The organism is Roseateles aquae (genome assembly GCF_032337115.1).
GTDB lineage: Bacteria > Pseudomonadota > Gammaproteobacteria > Burkholderiales > Burkholderiaceae_C > Roseateles_C > Roseateles_C aquae.
Genome location: NZ_JAVXZY010000003.1, coordinates 196,921 through 213,680 on the forward strand (window position 1 = coordinate 196,921; position 16,760 = coordinate 213,680).

Below are 16,760 nucleotides of genomic sequence, written 5' to 3' on the forward strand. Positions count from 1 at the left end.
ATTCCTTCGGCAATGAATGGCTGTGACTTGCACCGCTTTTCCGGCTTTTGAGCGCGCTGCGTTTGATCAATCTAGCGCTGGCCCATAGCCCAGCGGCGCTGGCAATGCATTGAGGATGCGATCCAGCACGGCGCGGTAGGTCTCGTCGGCGGCATGGCCAGCCAGCGGATCGCGATTGGCGGCGAAGGCCTCATCAAGGTCGTACCAGTCGGCCGGCTGCAGTACCTTTTGCGCCAACGGCAGGATCTCGCGCTCCTCGATCGCCATATGTTGCAGATAGGCCTGCACATAGCGCTGAGCCAGCGCCTCAAAGGCCTCGCGACGCGGCTCGCCCATCATCTCGAAGGCCAGCAGGCTGTGCTCCAGCTCGCGAATGGCGCGTTCGCCGCGGGCGTGGTCCTGATCGAGCTGGTCCAGCACCTCGCGGCACTCCGGCGCCCGCGCACGTAGCACCGGAAACAGCAGCTGCGATTCCTTGGGATGGTGCAGCCGTTCCGGGAATTCATCGACGTAGAACAGCATCGCGCGCAGCGCGGCGAAATCGGGCAGCGTCTGCTGGCGGCGGTGCTCGGCCAGCAGCAAGGGGATGGAGCGCAGCATTGCGGCGAGCGCCTGATGCTCGTCCTGGATCACGCGCAGGGTCAGCGGTTTCATGACAGTCTCCGGCCAGTCTGTTGTTGTCCCGCAAGACTGCGCCCGGGCGTCACGCAGGGCTTTGAGATGGGTCAAGGCCTGCCCATCTCCGTGCCGCGCCAAGAGGCAAGTAAAATGCCTGGTTTACCCGCAACTCCAGGCCCGCACCCACCATGGCTCAAACCGCTGCAAGCACCTCCACCCTGATGGCCAACGCCATCCGCGCACTGGCCATGGACGCCGTGCAGCAAGCCAACTCCGGCCACCCGGGTGCACCGATGGGCATGGCCGATATCGCGGTGGCCCTGTGGGACCGCCATCTGCGCCACAACCCGAGCAATCCGCAATGGGCCGACCGCGACCGCTTCGTGCTGTCCAACGGCCATGGCTCGATGCTGATCTACGCGCTGCTGCACCTGACCGGCTACGCCCTGCCGATCGAGGAGCTGCGGGCCTTCCGTCAGCTGCACAGCAAGACCCCGGGCCACCCGGAAGTGGGCATCACCCCGGGCGTCGAGACGACCACTGGCCCGCTGGGTCAGGGCATCACCAACGCCGTGGGCCTGGCGCTGGCCGAGAAGATGCTGGCCAAGGAATTCAACCGTGATGGCCACGCCATCGTCGACCACCACACCTACGTCTTCCTCGGCGACGGCTGCCTGATGGAAGGCATCAGCCACGAGGCCTGCTCGCTGGCCGGCGCCTGGAAGCTGAACAAGCTGATCGCCATCTACGACGACAACGGCATCTCGATCGACGGCCAGGTCGCGCCCTGGTTCATCGACAACACCGCCCAGCGTTTCGAAGCCTATGGCTGGGACGTGATCGGCCCGGTCGACGGCCATGACATCGACGCCGTTGACGCCGCCATCGCCCAGGCCAAGAAGAGCAGCGCCAAGCCGACGCTGATCATCGCCAAGACCCATATCGGCAAGGGCAGCCCGAACCGCGCCAACACCGCCAAGGCCCATGGCGAACCGCTGGGCGCCGAGGAAATCAAGCTGACCCGCGAGCAGCTGGGCTGGAACCACGAACCCTTCCAGATTCCCGCCGAGGTCTACGCCGGTTGGGATGCCAAGGCGCGCGGCGCGGCGCTGGAGCAGAGCTGGGACGAGCGCTTCGACACCTACGCCACCGCCCACCCCGAACTGGCCGCCGAGTTCGCCCGCCGCATTGCCGGCGTGCTGCCGGCCAATTTCGCTCAGGTCGCCGTCGATGCGGTGATCGCCGCCCATGGCAAGGCCGAGACCGTGGCCAGCCGCAAGGCCAGCCAGCTGGCACTGGAAGCCTTCACCGCCGCGCTGCCCGAACTGCTCGGCGGCTCGGCCGACCTGACCGGCTCCAACCTGACCAACACCAAGTCGACGCCGGCCTTCCGCGTCGAGGCCGATGGCAGCGCCAACGGCGGCCGCCACATCAACTACGGCGTGCGCGAGTTCGGCATGGCCGCCATCATGAATGGCGTGGCCCTGCACGGCGGCTACATCCCCTACGGCGGTACCTTCCTGACCTTCAGCGACTACAGCCGCAATGCCATCCGCATGGCCGCGCTGATGAAGCAGCGCGTCATCCATGTGTTCACCCACGATTCCATCGGCCTCGGTGAAGACGGCCCGACCCACCAGTCGATCGAGCATGTCGCCTCGCTGCGCCTGATCCCGGGCCTGGACGTCTGGCGCCCGGCCGACACCACCGAAACCGTGGTTGCCTGGACGATGGCCATCGGCAATGCCCAGCGCCCCAGCGTGCTGGCCCTGTCGCGCCAGAACCTGCCCTACGCGCCCAAGACGGCGGTCGACGACATCGCCAAGGGCGGCTATGTGCTGGCCGAGCCCAGCGACGCCGGCCTGAAGAAGAAGCCCAAGGGCGTCATCATCGCCACCGGCTCCGAAGTGCAGCTGGCCCTGCAGGCGCAAGCCACGCTGGCCCAGCAAGGCATCCCGGTGCGCGTGGTGTCCATGCCCTCGACCAATGTCTTCGACCGCCAGGACCGCGACTACAAGAAGGCCGTGCTGCCCGAGGGCCTGCCCCGCGTGGCCGTCGAAATGGGCGTCAGCGACTTCTGGTGGAAGTACGGCGTGTCGGCCGTTGTCGGCATCGACAGCTACGGCGAATCGGCCCCGGCCCCAGTGCTGTTCAAGCACTTCGGTTTCACCGCCGAGAATGTGGTGGACACCGTCAAGGTCGCGCTGGGCGTGGCCAAGCTGAAGGGCAAGAAGCGCTGAGCGTTTCAACAGATCCAATTCAATGAGGGAGACCGCTTGAACCACCCATCGAAGAAGCAGGGGTTTGAGCGCATCGTGGCCGTGCTGGGCTTGGCTGTTGCCCTGGGCACCTGTGCGCATGCGCAGACGCAGGACGTATCGCCGCCATCGCCGGCACACGCGCTGAGCTGCTTGCAGCGGCCAGAGCGTGCGCCGCAATATCCGTCCAAGCACAGCTACGACAACACGCCGGGCTTTATGCGCCTGCAGCTGCAGTTTGCCAAGCCGGATGAAGGGCCGACCGTGCGGGTGCTGTCAAACACCGCGCGGGAAGACATGCAGGACGTGGTGATGCGCTATGTGGAGCGTTACCGCTTGCCCTGTCTAACGCCCACTGACGGGATCGTCAGCGCGGTGCAGGAGTTCAGCTTCAGCAACAGCGATTTGGCGCCGCTTCCCTACGACGAGGAGGGCGCCCGGCGCCCGGCCTTCTGTATCGTGATGCCGCGCAAGGATGTGGAGCCGCCGTCGATGCTGGGCAATAGCGTCAGCCATATCGTCGCGACCGCTGCCTTCAGCGGTGATGGCGAATCGCCGCCAGAGGTCAAGATCATCCATTCCAGTGGCACGGGCGCGATGGAGGCGCTGGTGCGCGAGCGGCTGGCCGAATACCGGATGCCCTGTCGGCACGCTGGCGATGCGCCGCAGGCCATGCGTCAGCAATTCACTTTTGTGCCGGCTGGTGTGCGGCGCTATGTGTTGAAGCGCCAGGCCTTCGGGCTGGCCGAGTTTCTGGGCATGACGACGGACGCCCGACAGCTCCAGGCCGATTTCGACTTCAACACGATGAACTGCCCATTCAAGCTGCACTACAGCATCTATGGCCCTGCCTTGCCGAATGAGGTCAGGGCCAGTGGCAAGAAAGATCCCAATCGGGTGGCGTTCCTGCATTGGATGAAAGCGCGTCAGCTGGCTTTTGCGAGCGACAGGCAGGCGAATGATATGTTTGGCCAGACGGTGCAGATCGATGTACCTTGTGGCCGTTTGAATCTCCAACCTCAACCCTCTCCAAACTGAACAGGAGTTCCCAGTCATGACGATCAAGATCGGTATCAACGGCTTCGGCCGCATCGGCCGCATGGTGTTTCGCGCCGCCATCGCCAACTTCAAGGAAATCGAAGTGGTCGGCATCAACGACCTGCTCGAGCCCGACTACCTGGCCTATATGCTCAAGCACGACAGCGTGCACGGCAAGTTCAACGGCGAGATCGCCGTGGACGGCAACACCCTGGTCGTCAATGGCAAGAAGATCCGTCTGACTCAAGAGCGCGATCCGGCCAATCTGAAGTGGAACGAAGTCGGCGCCGACATCGTCGTCGAAGCCACCGGCCTGTTCCTGGACAAGGCCTCGGGCGAAAAGCACCTGGCCGCTGGCGCCAAGAAGGTGGTGTTCTCGGCACCGTCCAAGGACGACACGCCGATGTTCGTCTACGGTGTGAACCACAACACCTACGCTGGCCAGGCCATCATCTCCAACGCCTCCTGCACGACCAACTGCCTGGCCCCGCTGGCCAAGGTGCTGAACGACAAGTGGGGCATCAAGCGCGGCCTGATGACCACCGTGCACGCCGCCACCGCGACGCAAAAGACCGTCGACGGCCCGAGCAACAAGGACTGGCGCGGTGGCCGCGGCATCCTGGAAAACATCATCCCCTCGAGCACCGGCGCCGCCAAGGCCGTGGGCGTGGTGATCCCCGAGCTGAACAAGAAGCTGACCGGCATGAGCTTCCGCGTGCCGACCAGCGATGTGTCGGTGGTTGACCTGACCGTCGAACTGAACAGCGAAGCCTCGTACAAGGACATCTGCGCCGAGTTCAAGGCACAAAGCGAAGGCGCGCTGAAGGGCGTGCTGGGCTACACCGAAGAGAAGGTCGTCGCGACGGACTTCCGCGGTGACGCTCGCACCTCGATCTTCGACGCCGACGCCGGCATCGCCCTGGATGGCACCTTCGTCAAGCTGGTCGCCTGGTACGACAACGAGTGGGGCTATTCGAACAAGGTGCTGGAGATGGTTCGCGTCATCGTCAAGTAAAGCCCGCACAGGGCCTCGGCCCTCAAGCTTGAAAAGGCCTCGCTCCGCGAGGCTTTTTTCTTGGCGCTGCTAGTTCAGTGTTGATCAGCCAGAACGAACCACAGAGTCACTGAGTCACAGAGGTAGCGAAGCGTTGGTGCTTTTCCTCCGTGCCTCTGTGACTCAGTGGTGTATTCGGCCGTGATTTCGGAGCATCTCCACTGAACGACAAGAAAGCCTTTTTCTTGGGCAAACGAGGCGCATATGCCGCGATCAGGGCGCGGCTTTTTGCCTTTCTTTACCGCCTCGCAGCAGGGCCTGCGCCTACACTCGATGTCCCTGCATGCCGCCCCGGGAGATTGCCTTGAGCCCCAAGCACCTTGCCTCCGCCCTGTCCCCGCTGGTCGCCGCCCTGGTGCTCGGCGGCCTGAGCTTCGAACTGGCACCGGCCAGCGCACAGACCAGCGTCGTTGCGACGCAGAACGCGCGCGTCATCGTCCGCTTCAGGGCCTCGGCACAAAGCGTCCGCGCCAAGATCCTGTCGGTGCGGGCTACGCCAAGCGAAGCGCGCCAGGTCGCGCAGACGCGGGCCACCTCGCTGGGCTTGCGCAGCGGGCTGAACCTGCGCGCCTATCACAGCCTGGATGAACGTACCCATGTGCTGCTGGCCAGTGGCATCAGTTCCGAGGCGCTGGCCAAGAAGCTGGCGGCGGACCCAGAAGTGGAACTGGTTGCCGTTGACCAGCGCCGCCACCACACCGCCGTGCCCAACGATGCGCTCTATGCCGGCAATGGCGGCACCGCGCCCAGCTCCGGTGGTGGTTCGGCCAACGGCCAGTGGTATCTGAAGCCGCCCAGCGGTGATGTGGTGTCCAGCATCAATGCGCAAACGGCCTGGGACATCAGCACTGGCGTGGCCGACATCGTTGTCGCTGTGCTCGATACCGGCGTTCGCTTTGATCATCCCGACTTGAGCAGCAAGTTGATCGCCGGCTACGACATGATTGGCTTTGTGGGGGGCAGCACCTCGGTAGCCGTTGCCAACGATGGCAGCGGTCCGGATGCCGATGCCGCTGACCCCGGCGACTGGGTCAGCCAGGCCGATGTCGACGGCGGCACGCTGGGTAGCGGCTGTACCAGCTCAGACGTCACCAACAGTTCCTGGCATGGCACGCGGGTGGCTGGTCTGATTGGTGCGGCCAGCAACAACGGCGCTGGCATGGCTGGCGTCAGCTGGGGAAGCCGCATCCAGCCGGTGCGCGTGCTGGGCAAATGCGGCGGCTATGACTCCGACATCATGGCCGGCATGCGTTGGGCGGCCGGCATCAGCGTGCCCGGGCTCCCGGCCAATCCGACGCCGGCTCGCGTGCTCAATATGAGCCTGGGCGGTGACGGCAGCTGCAGCGACAGCAGCGGCAGCGCCGTGCTCTACCGTCAGGCCGTTAGCGAGGTGCTGGCCAGGGGGGCTACCATCGTTGCCGCCGCGGGCAATACCGAAGGCCTGGCCGTCGGCATCCCTGCCAATTGCAGCGGGGTGATCGCAGTCACCGGCCTGCGCCATGTTGGTTCCAAGGTCGGCTTCTCCAGCCTGGGGCCCGAGGTGACGCTGAGTGCGCCGGGCGGCAATTGTGTGCTCATCGGTGCCGGCGACCCTTGTCTGTATCCGATGCTCAGCACCACCAACGCAGGGACGCAGGGCCCCGTCGTCGGCGATGCCAGCTATACCGGCAACAGTGCCTCGGTGGGTACCAGTTTCTCGTCGCCGCTGGTGGCGGGTACGGCGGCATTGCTGCTGTCGGTTCGTCCGTCCATGACGCCGGCCGAGGTCAAATCGGTGCTGACTGGTACGGTACGCGGCTTCGTCAGCTCGGGCGGCTCGACAGGCATTCCACAGTGCAAGGCGCCAACGGCGGCGCAGCAGGACGAGTGCTACTGCACCACCAGCACCTGCGGCGCCGGCATGCTGGATGCTGCGGCTGCCGTGCAAGCGGTGTCGGCCGCCAACAGCATGGCGGCCGTCGTGACGCCAGGCAGCGCCAGTCCGGTGGCCGGGCAGGCACTGACGCTCACTGCCAGCCTGTCTGCACTGCCCAGCGGGCGCAGCATCGCTTCGGCGAGCTGGAGCCTGGTCTCCGGCGGCGGCATTGTCAGCAGCCTGATGGCCAACAGTGGGCTGACGACATCGGCCACGCCCAGCGCTGCCGGCAGCTTCTCGGTCAAGCTGACCCTCGTTGACAACCTGGGCCTGAGCTACAGCCAGACCAGCAGCATCACGGTAGCGGCTGCACCGACACCGACACCGACTCCTACGCCGACGCCGACGCCGACGCCGACGCCGACGCCGACGCCGACGCCGACGCCCACGCCGACGCCCACGCCGACGCCTACGCCTACGCCTACGCCTACGCCCACGCCCACGCCCACGCCCACGCCCACGCCGACGCCGACGCCGACGCCGACGCCGACGCCGACGCCGACGCCGAGCAGCGGTGGCGGTGGTGGTGCAATGAATCCGGGCTGGCTGCTGGGCCTGCTGGCAGCGGTGCCGCTGCTGCGTCGCCGGGAACAACAGGCCGGTGAAGCTTCAAGCCGGGATTGATGCGTGCCTGGTGCCGCTTAGGCGGGTGGCGCTCCGGCGTTGCCGGCGCTACCTGTCTGCGGTATGGCGAGGCCCAACCATGCCGACGCCATGGCCTGATGCGCAGACGCGCCCGTGCGGCCCGCGATAGCTGCGCTGCCTAGCGACTGGCTGAGCTGCTCGCCGGGCCGGCCGGGCTGCTGGCTGCAGGGGCGCTGGCGGCGAGCGCCGGCGGGTTGGCGCAGGGGCGGGCGTTGAAGGCGGCCAACTGGCCACGCAGGGCGCCGTCGGCGCGCGGGAATTGCAGCAAATGCACCGTCTGCGGCGCTTGCAGCTGCAGCACGCGCAGCCCCTTCAGGGCGCGCTGGGACATCGCCTCGACGGCCGCCTCGGCGGCCTTTTCGCTGGGGTGGCGCGACAGCAGCATGCTGGGCATCTCTTCGGGCATGCCGCTGAGGTATTCGAAATTGATTTTCAGCCGGTGGTAGGTCTCTTCCTTGCGCTGGCCGAATTCCTTGTTCGGGAACTTGATCGTCGCCACCGCCCAGACGCCGGCCAGATCGCTGCGCTGGTCCTGCCATTCGCTGCTCGCGATGCCTGCCTTGGCCAGCATCGCCTGCGCATTCTTCAGCGGTTCTTCGCCACGCAGGGGGCCGATCTCCAGGCAGCTGCGCTGCTGCAGCGCGGCGGCATCGCGGTCATTGAGCACTTGCAGCCGCTCGGGGTGCTGCTGGCGTTGCAGGCGCTCCGGCTCGCGTTCGCCATGGGCGGGGGCAATGCTGTCGAGCCAGCCGCGCGACCAGCTGAAGAACAAGGCATTGGCCAGCAGCAGCAGGAGCACCAGGGTTCGCAACATTGAGTGATTCAATCCTGAACAGGGGGCGGGGCTGTGAGGCGGATGCTGACTTCGCCGCCGCTGATGGTTTGCATGCCCTCAGCGGTCTGCAAGAGCAACTCGCCCTGGGTATTGACGCCGCGCCCCAGGCCTTCAAGGGCGCCAGCGTAGATCTCTCGACCTTGCAGCAGGTCGCGTCTTGCATAGGCGCTGGCCCAGGCGCCGAAGCCAGTCTGGCCGAAGCTGGTGACGGCCCGTATCAGTGGCCCGGCGATGCGGCGCAGCACCTCGGGTGGGGTCAGGTCTTGCTCCAGCTCATCGAGGCTGGCAAAGCCGGTCAGGAACTGGGCTTCGGCCGCATCGCTAGGCCGGTGGCCGACATTCAGGCCGATGCCGATCACGGCCATGCGCTGGCCACCTGCGGGCACGGTCTCGATCAGGATGCCGCCCAGCTTGCGGCCGTCCAGCCAGATGTCGTTGGGCCACTTCAGCTGCAGCCGAGGCGCGGCGTTGCCGCTCGGCTCCAGCGCCTCGGCGATGGCGCAACCGACGGTCAATGACAGGCCTGACCAGTCGGCGAGATCCAGCGGCATGGCCAGCGAGAACGTCAGCGAGGCGCCCGGCACCGCGTGCCAGGAGCGGCCCATCCGGCCGCGGCCGTGGGTCTGGTGCTCGGCCACCAGCAGGCAGGGTTGCATATCGTGGGCACGGCGGCCATAGGCGCCGCGTTCGCCGGGGTGCCGGCCCTCGCTCTTGACCCGCTCCAGCAGCGCGGTGTTGGTTGATTCGGCGCGGGCCAGGACCTCGATCGAGAGGCCGGGCAGCAGCGGCTCCAGCTCTTGCCAGAGGGCTTCAACGCCCCAGTTCTGGTGCTCGGTGGTCGTCACGGATGAGGGCCTGTTAACACGACGTCTGCCTGTGCGAGAGGGGCTCCAAGGGCCCCAACTCTCTGCGGACGACGACGCCCAGGCTGGCCGCCTGGGCTAGGAGTTCAACATCGAGTGGGGCTCTTGGAGTCCCTCTCCCGGAGGGTTGCCACACCAATCGCCGTACACGTCGTTGCAAAGCCTCGCCGGGGGAATGGCCCCGGCTTCGCTCATTGAAAGCTTGGGCGCCTCGTTCACGGCGATTGGTGTGGCAACGCATCAGGCAGACGTAGTGTTAACAGGCCCTAGTGGCTCAGCGTTTGGGCGCCAGCATGGTGCCACGACATTGATCACTGCCGCAATGGCAGCCGTACTGTTTTTTCAGCTTGGGCGTGTAGCGCTCGTCGATGACAAGGCCGTAGTCGTAGAACAGTTCTTCACCGGGAAAGATGTCGCGCACGGACTTGATGAAGACGCGACCATTGATCTCATCGGCCTCGCAATTGGGTTCGCAGCTGTGGTTGATCCAGCGCGAGCTGTTGCCGCCGTAGAGGGCATCCAGCACCTCGCCGGTCTCGAGTTGAAAGTAGAAGGTGTGGTTGGGCTGGCTGGCGTCATGCGGGTGGCGGCGTACCGCTTCGTCCCAGCTGATCAGCTCGCCGGTGTACTCGATCAGCGTTTCACCGGCCTCGATATGGGTGGTGGCAAACACGCCACGACCATGGATGCCCGACTGACGAACCTGGATGCGGCGCCCCTGTGTCTTGACGACCTTGGCTGCTTTTCGGGCGGCGGGCTTGTTCGTGACGGCGGCTTGCGGCATGGCTCGAGTTGGGTACATTGAAATCATGGGTGCGCGCGTGTGTGCGTGCGCGCGAGGCCGGATTGTAGGCAGGCGTTTCGCAAGTTCGCGCCTGGTAGTCAAAAAGAAAGAACCATGAGCAAGTCACTGATCATTGCCGAGAAGCCCAGCGTGGCGCAGGACATCGTGCGGGCGCTCACGCCCGCATCGGGCAAGTTCGACAAGCACGACGAGTATTTCGAGAACGACGAGTACGTCGTCAGCTCGGCCGTCGGTCATCTGGTCGAGATCAAGGCGCCGGAGGAATTCGACGTCAAGCGCGGCAAGTGGAGCTTTGCCAATCTGCCGGTGATCCCGCCGCACTTCGATCTCAACCCGATCGACAAGAGCAAGGGTCGCCTGAACGCGCTGGTGAAGCTGATCCGCCGCAAGGACGTGAGCGCGCTGATCAACGCCTGTGACGCGGGGCGCGAGGGCGAGCTGATCTTCCGTTTGATCGTCCAGTACGCCGGCACGGCCAAGGCGGCGATCAACAAGCCGGTCAGCCGGCTGTGGCTGCAGTCGATGACGCCGGCCGCGATCCGCGACGGCTTCGAGAAGCTGCGCAGCGACGCGCAGATGCTGCCGCTGGCCGATGCGGCGCGCTGCCGCTCCGAGGCCGATTGGCTGGTCGGCATCAACGGCACGCGGGCGATGACGGCCTTCAACTCGCGCGACGGCGGCTTCTTCCTGACCACCGTCGGCCGCGTGCAGACGCCGACGCTGTCCATCGTCGTCGAGCGCGAGGAGAAGATCCGCAAGCACATCTACCGCGACTACTGGGAAATCCGCGGCACCTTTGACGCGCAGGCCGGCCAGTACGAGGGCAAGTGGTTCGACCCGAAATGGAAGAAGAACCCCGAGGACGCCGAACAACGCGCCGACCGGGTCTGGAGCCGGGCCGAGGCTGATGCGATCGCCGCCGCCGCCACCGGCCAGCCGGCCAGCGTCACCGAGGAAAGCAAGCCCAGCACCCAGGCCAGCCCGGGCCTCTACGATCTGACCACGCTGCAGCGCGAGGCCAACTCGCGCTTCGGCTTCTCGGCCAAGACGACCTTGGGCCTGGCCCAGGCCTTGTACGAGAAGCACAAGGTGCTGACCTACCCGCGGACCGACTCGCGTTACCTGCCTGAGGACTATCTGGCCGTGGCCAAGCAGACCGCCGAGATGATTGCCTCCGAGGACCTGCCCGGTCCGCTGATGGCCCTGGCCCAGCACGCCGGCACGGCGCTGAAGAACGGCTATATCAAGCCGACCAAGAAGGTGTTCGACAACGCCAAGGTCTCGGATCACTTCGCCATCATCCCGACGCTGCAGGCGCCCAAGAGCCTGACCGAGGCCGAGGCCAAGCTCTACGACATGGTGGTCAAGCGCTTCCTGGCGGTGTTCTTCCCGCCGGCGGAGTTCCAGGTCACGACCCGCATCTCGACCGTGAAGATTGTGGCCCCCTCGGCTGCGGGTACGCAGCCGGTCTCCCGCGGGGACACGGCCGTTCTTGGGAGCGGCCCGGCGAACGGCCCTGGCGTCAAGGAATACGCCTTCCAAACCAACGGCAAGGTGCTGGTCAAGCCGGGCTGGCTGGCCATTTATGGCAAGGAAAGCCAGACCGACGATGCCGCCGACGGCAGCGGCGCCAATCTGGTGCCGGTGGCCCCCGGCGAGATGGTGCGCACCGAAAGCACCGAGGTGAAGGCGCTGCAGACCAAGCCGCCGGCCCGCTACACCGAAGCGACGCTGCTGTCCGCGATGGAAGGTGCGGGCAAGCTGGTCGACGACGACGAACTGCGCGAGGCCATGGCCGAGAAGGGCCTGGGCACGCCAGCCACCCGCGCGGCCACCATCGAAGGCCTGATCACCGAGAAGTACATGCTGCGTGAGGGCCGCGAGCTGATCCCCACCGCCAAGGCCTTCCAGCTGATGACGCTGTTGCGTGGCCTCGGGGTGGAAGACCTGACCAAGCCCGAGCTGACCGGCAACTGGGAGTTCCAGCTGGCCGAAATGGAGAAGGGCCGGCTGAACCGCGAGGAATTCATGGCGCGCATCGCCGAGATGACCCAGCGCGTGGTGCAAAAGGCCAAGGAATACGACCGCGACACCATCCCGGGCGACTATGCGACGCTGCACACGCCCTGCCCGAAGTGCGGCGGCGTGGTCAAGGAAAACTACCGCCGCTTCACCTGCAACGGTGGCGATGGGAATGGCGAAGGCTGCGGCTTCTCGATCGGCAAGATCCCCGGCGGGCGCAGCTTCGAGCTGGCCGAGGTCGAGCAGTTCCTGCGCGACAAGAAGATCGGCCCCTTGGAAGGCTTCCGCTCCAAGGCCGGCTGGCCGTTTACCGCCGAGCTGGCCCTGGTCTATGACGAGGAGATCAGCAACTGGAAGCTGGAGTTCGACTTCGGCGAGGACGCCAAGAAGGCCGAGGAAGAGGGCGAGCCGGTCGATTTCAGCGCCCAGGAATCGCTGGGCCACTGCCCCAAGTGCGGCGGCGGCGTCTACGAGCATGGCACGAACTACATCTGCCAGAACGCCGTCGGTGCCAAGGCGGCCTGCGATTTCAAGAGCGGCAAGATCATCCTGCAGCAGCCGGTCGAGCTGGGCCAGATGAGGAAGCTGCTGGAGACCGGCAAGACCGATCTGCTGGAGAACTTTGTCTCCAACAAGACCCGCCGCAAGTTCAAGGCCTTCCTGGCCTTCGACAAAAAGGAAGGCAAGGTGATGTTCGAGTTCGAGCCGCGCGCGGCCAAACCCGCCGCCAAGGGCGGGGCGAGGAAGACGGCGGCCAAGAAGGCCTGAGGCTCGGGCGGCGGGTGAGGCGCCTGACCGGCTGGGTCAGCGTCCGTCGCCAAAAAGCCCCGCTGAGTGCGCCCCGGTGGAAAGCCCGCTTCGCCAGGGAACGCTTTTGCGCGACACTCGCGCTCAGCTGAGCTCGCGGCATGAGGCTTCGCGGCTGTACTGAGGAGCAGGGATGAGCGTGCAAAGAAAGGCGACCAGCATCCAGACCCGCCTGATTGCGAGCCTGGGTCTGGCGGCCACGGTGCTGGTGCTGCTGGTCGGCTGGTACTGGACCGCCCGCGAGGAGCGCGAACTGACCCTGGCGCTGCGGCTGCGCCAGGAGCGCATGGCCCAGCTGGCCGCGCGTGGCTTTGCCGGCCCGATCTGGAATCTGGACAGCTCGGCCATCGCCAACCTGCTCGACGCGGTGATGGCCGACCCCGAGGTGCACAGCATCGAGCTGTCCGCCGTGGGCGTTGAAGCCGCGCCGATGCGCCGGGCCCGCGAGCATGCCGCGGTGCAGCCGCTGGAGCGCAGCTTCGACATCCTGCACCAGCCCTCGCCGCAGGCGCAGCCGGTCAAGGTCGGCCAGGCCAAGCTGGTGTTCACCCGCGAGCAGGTCATCGCCACCGTGTCGCAGACGCGGCGTTTCGTCGGCAGCTTGCTGGCGGCGGTGCTGCTGGCCATCATCGCCAGCAGCTATCTGCTCGTACACCGCCTGGTCAAGCAGCCGGTCTCGCGGCTGGGTGCGATGGCACGGCGTGTCGCCGATGGCGATCTGGGCGGCACGCTGGAGGTCGAGCGTGCTGACGAGATCGGTCAGCTGACCGCGCAGTTCAACCAGATGAGCCGCCAGCTGCTGCAGTCCACCGAGGCGATGCGGGCCAGCGAGGAGCGCTACCGCAGCCTGTTCGAGAACGCCACCGAAGGCATCTTCCAGGCCGACGGTCGTGGGCGCCTGCTCAGCATGAACCGGGCGATGGCACAGATGCTGGGCTTTGCGCGCCCGGAGATGGCCCTGGCGGTGAGCAGCAGCCTGCGCCGCCTGGCCCATATCGAGCCGGGCGAGTTCCGCCGCATCGCTCACGCGCTGCAACGCCACCGGCTGCTGCAGCAGGTGCCCATCCTGATCCAGACGCGTGATGGCCGGGAGTTGTGGGTCGAGCTGAGTGCACATCTGGTGGCCACCGGCTCGGGCCAGCCGCCACGCATCGAAGGCATGCTCAGCGACATCTCGCAGCGCCGCCTGGCCGAGCAGGAGCTGACCCGCCATCGCGATCACCTCGAAGAACTGGTGGCCGAGCGGACCCTGGAGCTGAGCAGCGCCAAGCTGCGCGCCGAAGGCGCCAACCAGGCCAAGAGCCGCTTCCTGGCGACGATGAGCCACGAATTCCGCACGCCGCTGAACGCCATCCTCGGTTTCGCCCAGCTGCTGCAGATGGACAGCAATCTGAACAGCGGCCAGCACAACCGCATCAATCTGATCCGCGACTCCGGCGAGCATCTGCTCAGCCTGATCACCGATCTGCTTGATATGGCCAGCATCGAGGCCGGCAAGATCCGCCTGCAGCCGGCCGTTGTTGATCTGCGTGCGCTGCTGGAGGTGGCCAGCGACGCGGTGCGGCTGAAGGTGGAAGAGAAGAAGCTCGCCTTCCTGATCGAGCTCGACCCGCAGCTGCCGCTGCGCGTGCGGGCCGATGGCCAGCGGCTGCGCCAGGTGGTGCTGAACCTGCTGTCCAACGCCGTGAAGTTCACCGACCAGGGGCAGGTCTCGCTGCGCGCCCAGCTGCGTTCGCGCAATGCCGGCAGCGCCCGGGTGCGTGTCGAGGTCAGCGATACCGGCATCGGCATGAGCCAGGAGCAGCTGGCCCGCCTGTTCCAGCCCTTCGAACAGGTGTCCGAGGATCAGCGCCGCGCCGGCGGCACCGGCCTGGGCCTGTCGATCAGCCAGCAGCTGGTCAAGCTGATGGGCGGGCAGATCGAGGTCAGCAGCGGCACCGGCCAGGGCAGCAGCTTCTGGTTCGAACTCGATCTGCCGCTGGGCTCCTGAGCGTCGGGAAGGTCGGCATAAGTCGGCGGCATACTGCGCCGATGAGCGAAGCGATTTTCTACAAGCTGGCCGCGCTGATCAGCGTCGTGGCCCTGGGCTGGTTTGTTGGCCGCATGCGCTGGCTGGGCCAGCCGGAGCCAGGTGGCAATGATCCGGCCCGCGTGCTGTCCAACGCGGCCTTCTACCTCTTCGTGCCGGCGCTGTTGTTTCGCACCACAGCGAGGCTGGAGCTGGCCGCCTTGCCCTGGCTGACGCTGGCCGGCTTCTTCATCCCGGTGCTGGGCCTGATCGTCGCCGTCTACTTCTGGCAGCGCAGCCGGCTGCGCGCCGGCGCGCCTGTCGCCCGACCCAGCGTGCAGGCGATCACCGTCAGCTTCGGCAATACCTTGCAGATCGGCGTGCCACTGGCGGCCAGTGTGTTCGGCGAAACCGGCTTGGCCATCCACATCACCGTTGTCAGCCTGCATGCGTTGACGATTCTGTCGCTGCTGACCCTGCTGGTGGAGCTGGACCTGGCGCGTGAACAGGCCGAGGCCCAGGGCAGCAGTCTGCTGAGTACCTTGCTGGCAACGGTGCGCAACACGGTGATCCATCCGGTGGTGCTGCCGGTGCTCAGCGGCCTGGTTTTCAATGCCCTGGGCCTGCGCCTGCCGGCGCTGCTGGACGAGGTGCTGCAGCTGCTGGGCACGGCGGTTGTGCCCTTGTGCCTGACGCTGATCGGCATGTCGCTGGCCTATTACGGATGGCCGGCGGCCTGGCGTTCGGTAGTCTTGCTGGCGCTGCTGAAGCTGCTGTTGCTGCCAGCCCTGGTGCTGGGCTTTGCCCATGGGGTGTTGGGCGTGGGCGGCATGCCGCTGGCGGTGATCGTGATGCTGGCGGCCTTGCCCTCAGGGTCGAACGCGCTGATCTTTGCCCAGCGCTATCGCTGTGAGGAAGGCGAGACGACGGCGGCCATCGTGCTGTCGACGCTGGCTTTTGTGCTGACCGCGCCGCTCTGGTTGGCCCTGTTGAGTTGGATGAAGTTTTAATTGATAGCGCAAGACCTGACCCTCATTACTGCCGCCGAACTGCCTCCAGAGCGTCTGCACACGGCCTTCAACCTGGCATTTGCCGACTATGTTGCCGGCCCCTTCAACCTGGGGCTGGATCAGTGGCCGGCCCTGCTGCGCCGCCAGGGCGCGGACCTGGGACTGAGCCGGGCCGTGCTCAACGAGCATGGCGAGGTGCTCGCCTTTGCGCTGGTGGCGCCCCGCCCGCAGAGCCGGCGCTGGCGGCTGGCGACCATGGGCGCCGTGCCTGCCGCACGCGGCCGCGGAGCCGCACCGGCGCTGCTGGACGATTTTCTGCAGCGTGGTCGCGAGGCTGGGCTGGTGGCGCTGGAGCTGGAGGTCTTCGCGCAGAACGAGCGCGCCTTGCGGCTCTACCAGGGGCGTGGCTTCAGCGTGGTGCACGAGCTGCATGGCTATGTGGCCGAGCCTGGTCGCATGGCTGCAGAGCCGTGCGAGCACCGGCAGGTCGAGCTGCCTGCGGCCATGGGCTGGTTGAACCAGCTGGCAGCGGCGGGTTTCAGCGATCTGCCGCTGCAGGTGATGCCGGAATCGCTGCAAAGCGCCGTGGGCCTGCAGGCCTGGCAGCGCGGCTCGGCCCAGCTCTTGTTTACCGTGCCCGATGAGCACAGCGTGCAGATCGCCAGCCTGATCGACCGCGATGCGGCGCAGGGTGATGCCGAGGCCTTGCTGCAGGCGCTGGCCGCCGCCCATCCGCACCGGCGCATCCGCGTGCCGCAACTGCAGCGCCTGGACCTGGGCGGGGCGGCGCTGCGCCGTGCGGGCGCCGAGCCGCTCAGCCTCTACCAGCTGCTGATGCGTCTGACGCTGAGCTGATTTCTTCCACAAGCGCTGACAAGCACA

General features: G+C 66.3%; 12 protein-coding genes. 8 read left to right on the forward strand and 4 right to left on the reverse strand.

What is annotated here, in order from left to right; translation table 11 throughout:
- Nucleotides 1–66: 66 nt before the first annotated feature.
- Nucleotides 67–654 (reverse strand): hemerythrin domain-containing protein, encoded by a 588-nt coding sequence (locus RQP53_RS09690; RefSeq protein ID WP_315650101.1) that lies wholly within the window; start codon nt 652–654, stop codon nt 67–69.
- Nucleotides 655–806: 152 nt separating this feature from the next.
- On the opposite strand from RQP53_RS09690, the gene tkt reads away from it, so the two are divergent.
- The 4 genes from tkt to RQP53_RS09710 all read left to right on the forward strand — a co-directional run bounded on the left by tkt (nt 807) and on the right by RQP53_RS09710 (nt 7,507).
- Entirely contained in the window at nt 807–2,858 is a 2,052-nt protein-coding gene (gene tkt / locus RQP53_RS09695) for a transketolase (protein WP_315650102.1), read from the forward strand.
- 36 nt (nt 2,859–2,894) lie between these two features.
- Nucleotides 2,895–3,914 carry a hypothetical protein gene (locus tag RQP53_RS09700; RefSeq protein ID WP_315650103.1) on the forward strand — a complete coding sequence of 340 codons (1,020 nt, stop codon included), beginning with the start codon at nt 2,895–2,897 and terminating at the stop codon, nt 3,912–3,914.
- A gap of 16 nt (nt 3,915–3,930) precedes the next feature.
- Nucleotides 3,931–4,929 carry a type I glyceraldehyde-3-phosphate dehydrogenase gene (gene gap, locus RQP53_RS09705; protein WP_315650104.1) on the forward strand — a complete coding sequence of 333 codons (999 nt, stop codon included), beginning with the start codon at nt 3,931–3,933 and terminating at the stop codon, nt 4,927–4,929.
- A 343-nt stretch (nt 4,930–5,272) separates the two neighbouring features.
- On the forward strand, nt 5,273–7,507 hold the full coding sequence (locus tag RQP53_RS09710; RefSeq protein WP_315650105.1) for a S8 family serine peptidase: 2,235 nt from the start codon (nt 5,273–5,275) through the stop codon (nt 7,505–7,507).
- Nucleotides 7,508–7,646: 139 nt separating this feature from the next.
- On the opposite strand, the gene RQP53_RS09715 is transcribed toward RQP53_RS09710, so the two are convergent.
- The 3 genes from RQP53_RS09715 to RQP53_RS09725 all read right to left on the reverse strand — a co-directional run bounded on the left by RQP53_RS09715 (nt 7,647) and on the right by RQP53_RS09725 (nt 10,010).
- Nucleotides 7,647–8,342: a hypothetical protein gene (locus RQP53_RS09715; RefSeq protein WP_315650106.1), complete on the reverse strand. Its 696-nt coding sequence runs from the start codon at nt 8,340–8,342 to the stop codon at nt 7,647–7,649.
- A gap of 8 nt (nt 8,343–8,350) precedes the next feature.
- On the reverse strand, nt 8,351–9,208 hold the full coding sequence (locus RQP53_RS09720; RefSeq protein WP_315650107.1) for a biotin--[acetyl-CoA-carboxylase] ligase: 858 nt from the start codon (nt 9,206–9,208) through the stop codon (nt 8,351–8,353).
- 292 nt (nt 9,209–9,500) lie between these two features.
- Entirely contained in the window at nt 9,501–10,010 is a 510-nt protein-coding gene (locus RQP53_RS09725; protein ID WP_315650108.1) for an SET domain-containing protein, read from the reverse strand.
- A gap of 114 nt (nt 10,011–10,124) precedes the next feature.
- On the opposite strand from RQP53_RS09725, the gene RQP53_RS09730 reads away from it, so the two are divergent.
- The 4 genes from RQP53_RS09730 to RQP53_RS09745 all read left to right on the forward strand — a co-directional run bounded on the left by RQP53_RS09730 (nt 10,125) and on the right by RQP53_RS09745 (nt 16,733).
- On the forward strand, nt 10,125–12,821 hold the full coding sequence (locus RQP53_RS09730) for a DNA topoisomerase III (protein ID WP_315650109.1): 2,697 nt from the start codon (nt 10,125–10,127) through the stop codon (nt 12,819–12,821).
- 172 nt (nt 12,822–12,993) lie between these two features.
- Nucleotides 12,994–14,850, forward strand: a complete 1,857-nt coding sequence (locus tag RQP53_RS09735) for an ATP-binding protein (protein WP_315650110.1) — start codon at nt 12,994–12,996, stop codon at nt 14,848–14,850.
- A gap of 41 nt (nt 14,851–14,891) precedes the next feature.
- Nucleotides 14,892–15,878, forward strand: coding sequence for an AEC family transporter (locus RQP53_RS09740; RefSeq protein WP_315650111.1), 987 nt, complete (start codon nt 14,892–14,894; stop codon nt 15,876–15,878).
- Nucleotides 15,879–16,733: a GNAT family N-acetyltransferase gene (locus tag RQP53_RS09745; RefSeq protein ID WP_315650112.1), complete on the forward strand. Its 855-nt coding sequence runs from the start codon at nt 15,879–15,881 to the stop codon at nt 16,731–16,733. It abuts the gene before it with no gap.
- Nucleotides 16,734–16,760: the final 27 nt, after the last annotated feature.

Excerpts from the sequence above, each read along its gene's own strand:
- RQP53_RS09690 (WP_315650101.1), bottom strand. The coding sequence starts at position 654 with ATGAAACCGCTGACCCTGCGCGTGATCCAGGACGAGCATCAGGCGCTC.
- tkt (WP_315650102.1), top strand. The coding sequence starts at position 807 with ATGGCTCAAACCGCTGCAAGCACCTCCACCCTGATGGCCAACGCCATC.
- gap (WP_315650104.1), top strand. The coding sequence starts at position 3,931 with ATGACGATCAAGATCGGTATCAACGGCTTCGGCCGCATCGGCCGCATG.
- RQP53_RS09715 (WP_315650106.1), bottom strand. The coding sequence starts at position 8,342 with ATGTTGCGAACCCTGGTGCTCCTGCTGCTGCTGGCCAATGCCTTGTTC.
- RQP53_RS09725 (WP_315650108.1), bottom strand. The coding sequence starts at position 10,010 with ATGCCGCAAGCCGCCGTCACGAACAAGCCCGCCGCCCGAAAAGCAGCC.
- RQP53_RS09730 (WP_315650109.1), top strand. The coding sequence starts at position 10,125 with ATGAGCAAGTCACTGATCATTGCCGAGAAGCCCAGCGTGGCGCAGGAC.
- RQP53_RS09735 (WP_315650110.1), top strand. The coding sequence starts at position 12,994 with ATGAGCGTGCAAAGAAAGGCGACCAGCATCCAGACCCGCCTGATTGCG.
- RQP53_RS09740 (WP_315650111.1), top strand. The coding sequence starts at position 14,892 with ATGAGCGAAGCGATTTTCTACAAGCTGGCCGCGCTGATCAGCGTCGTG.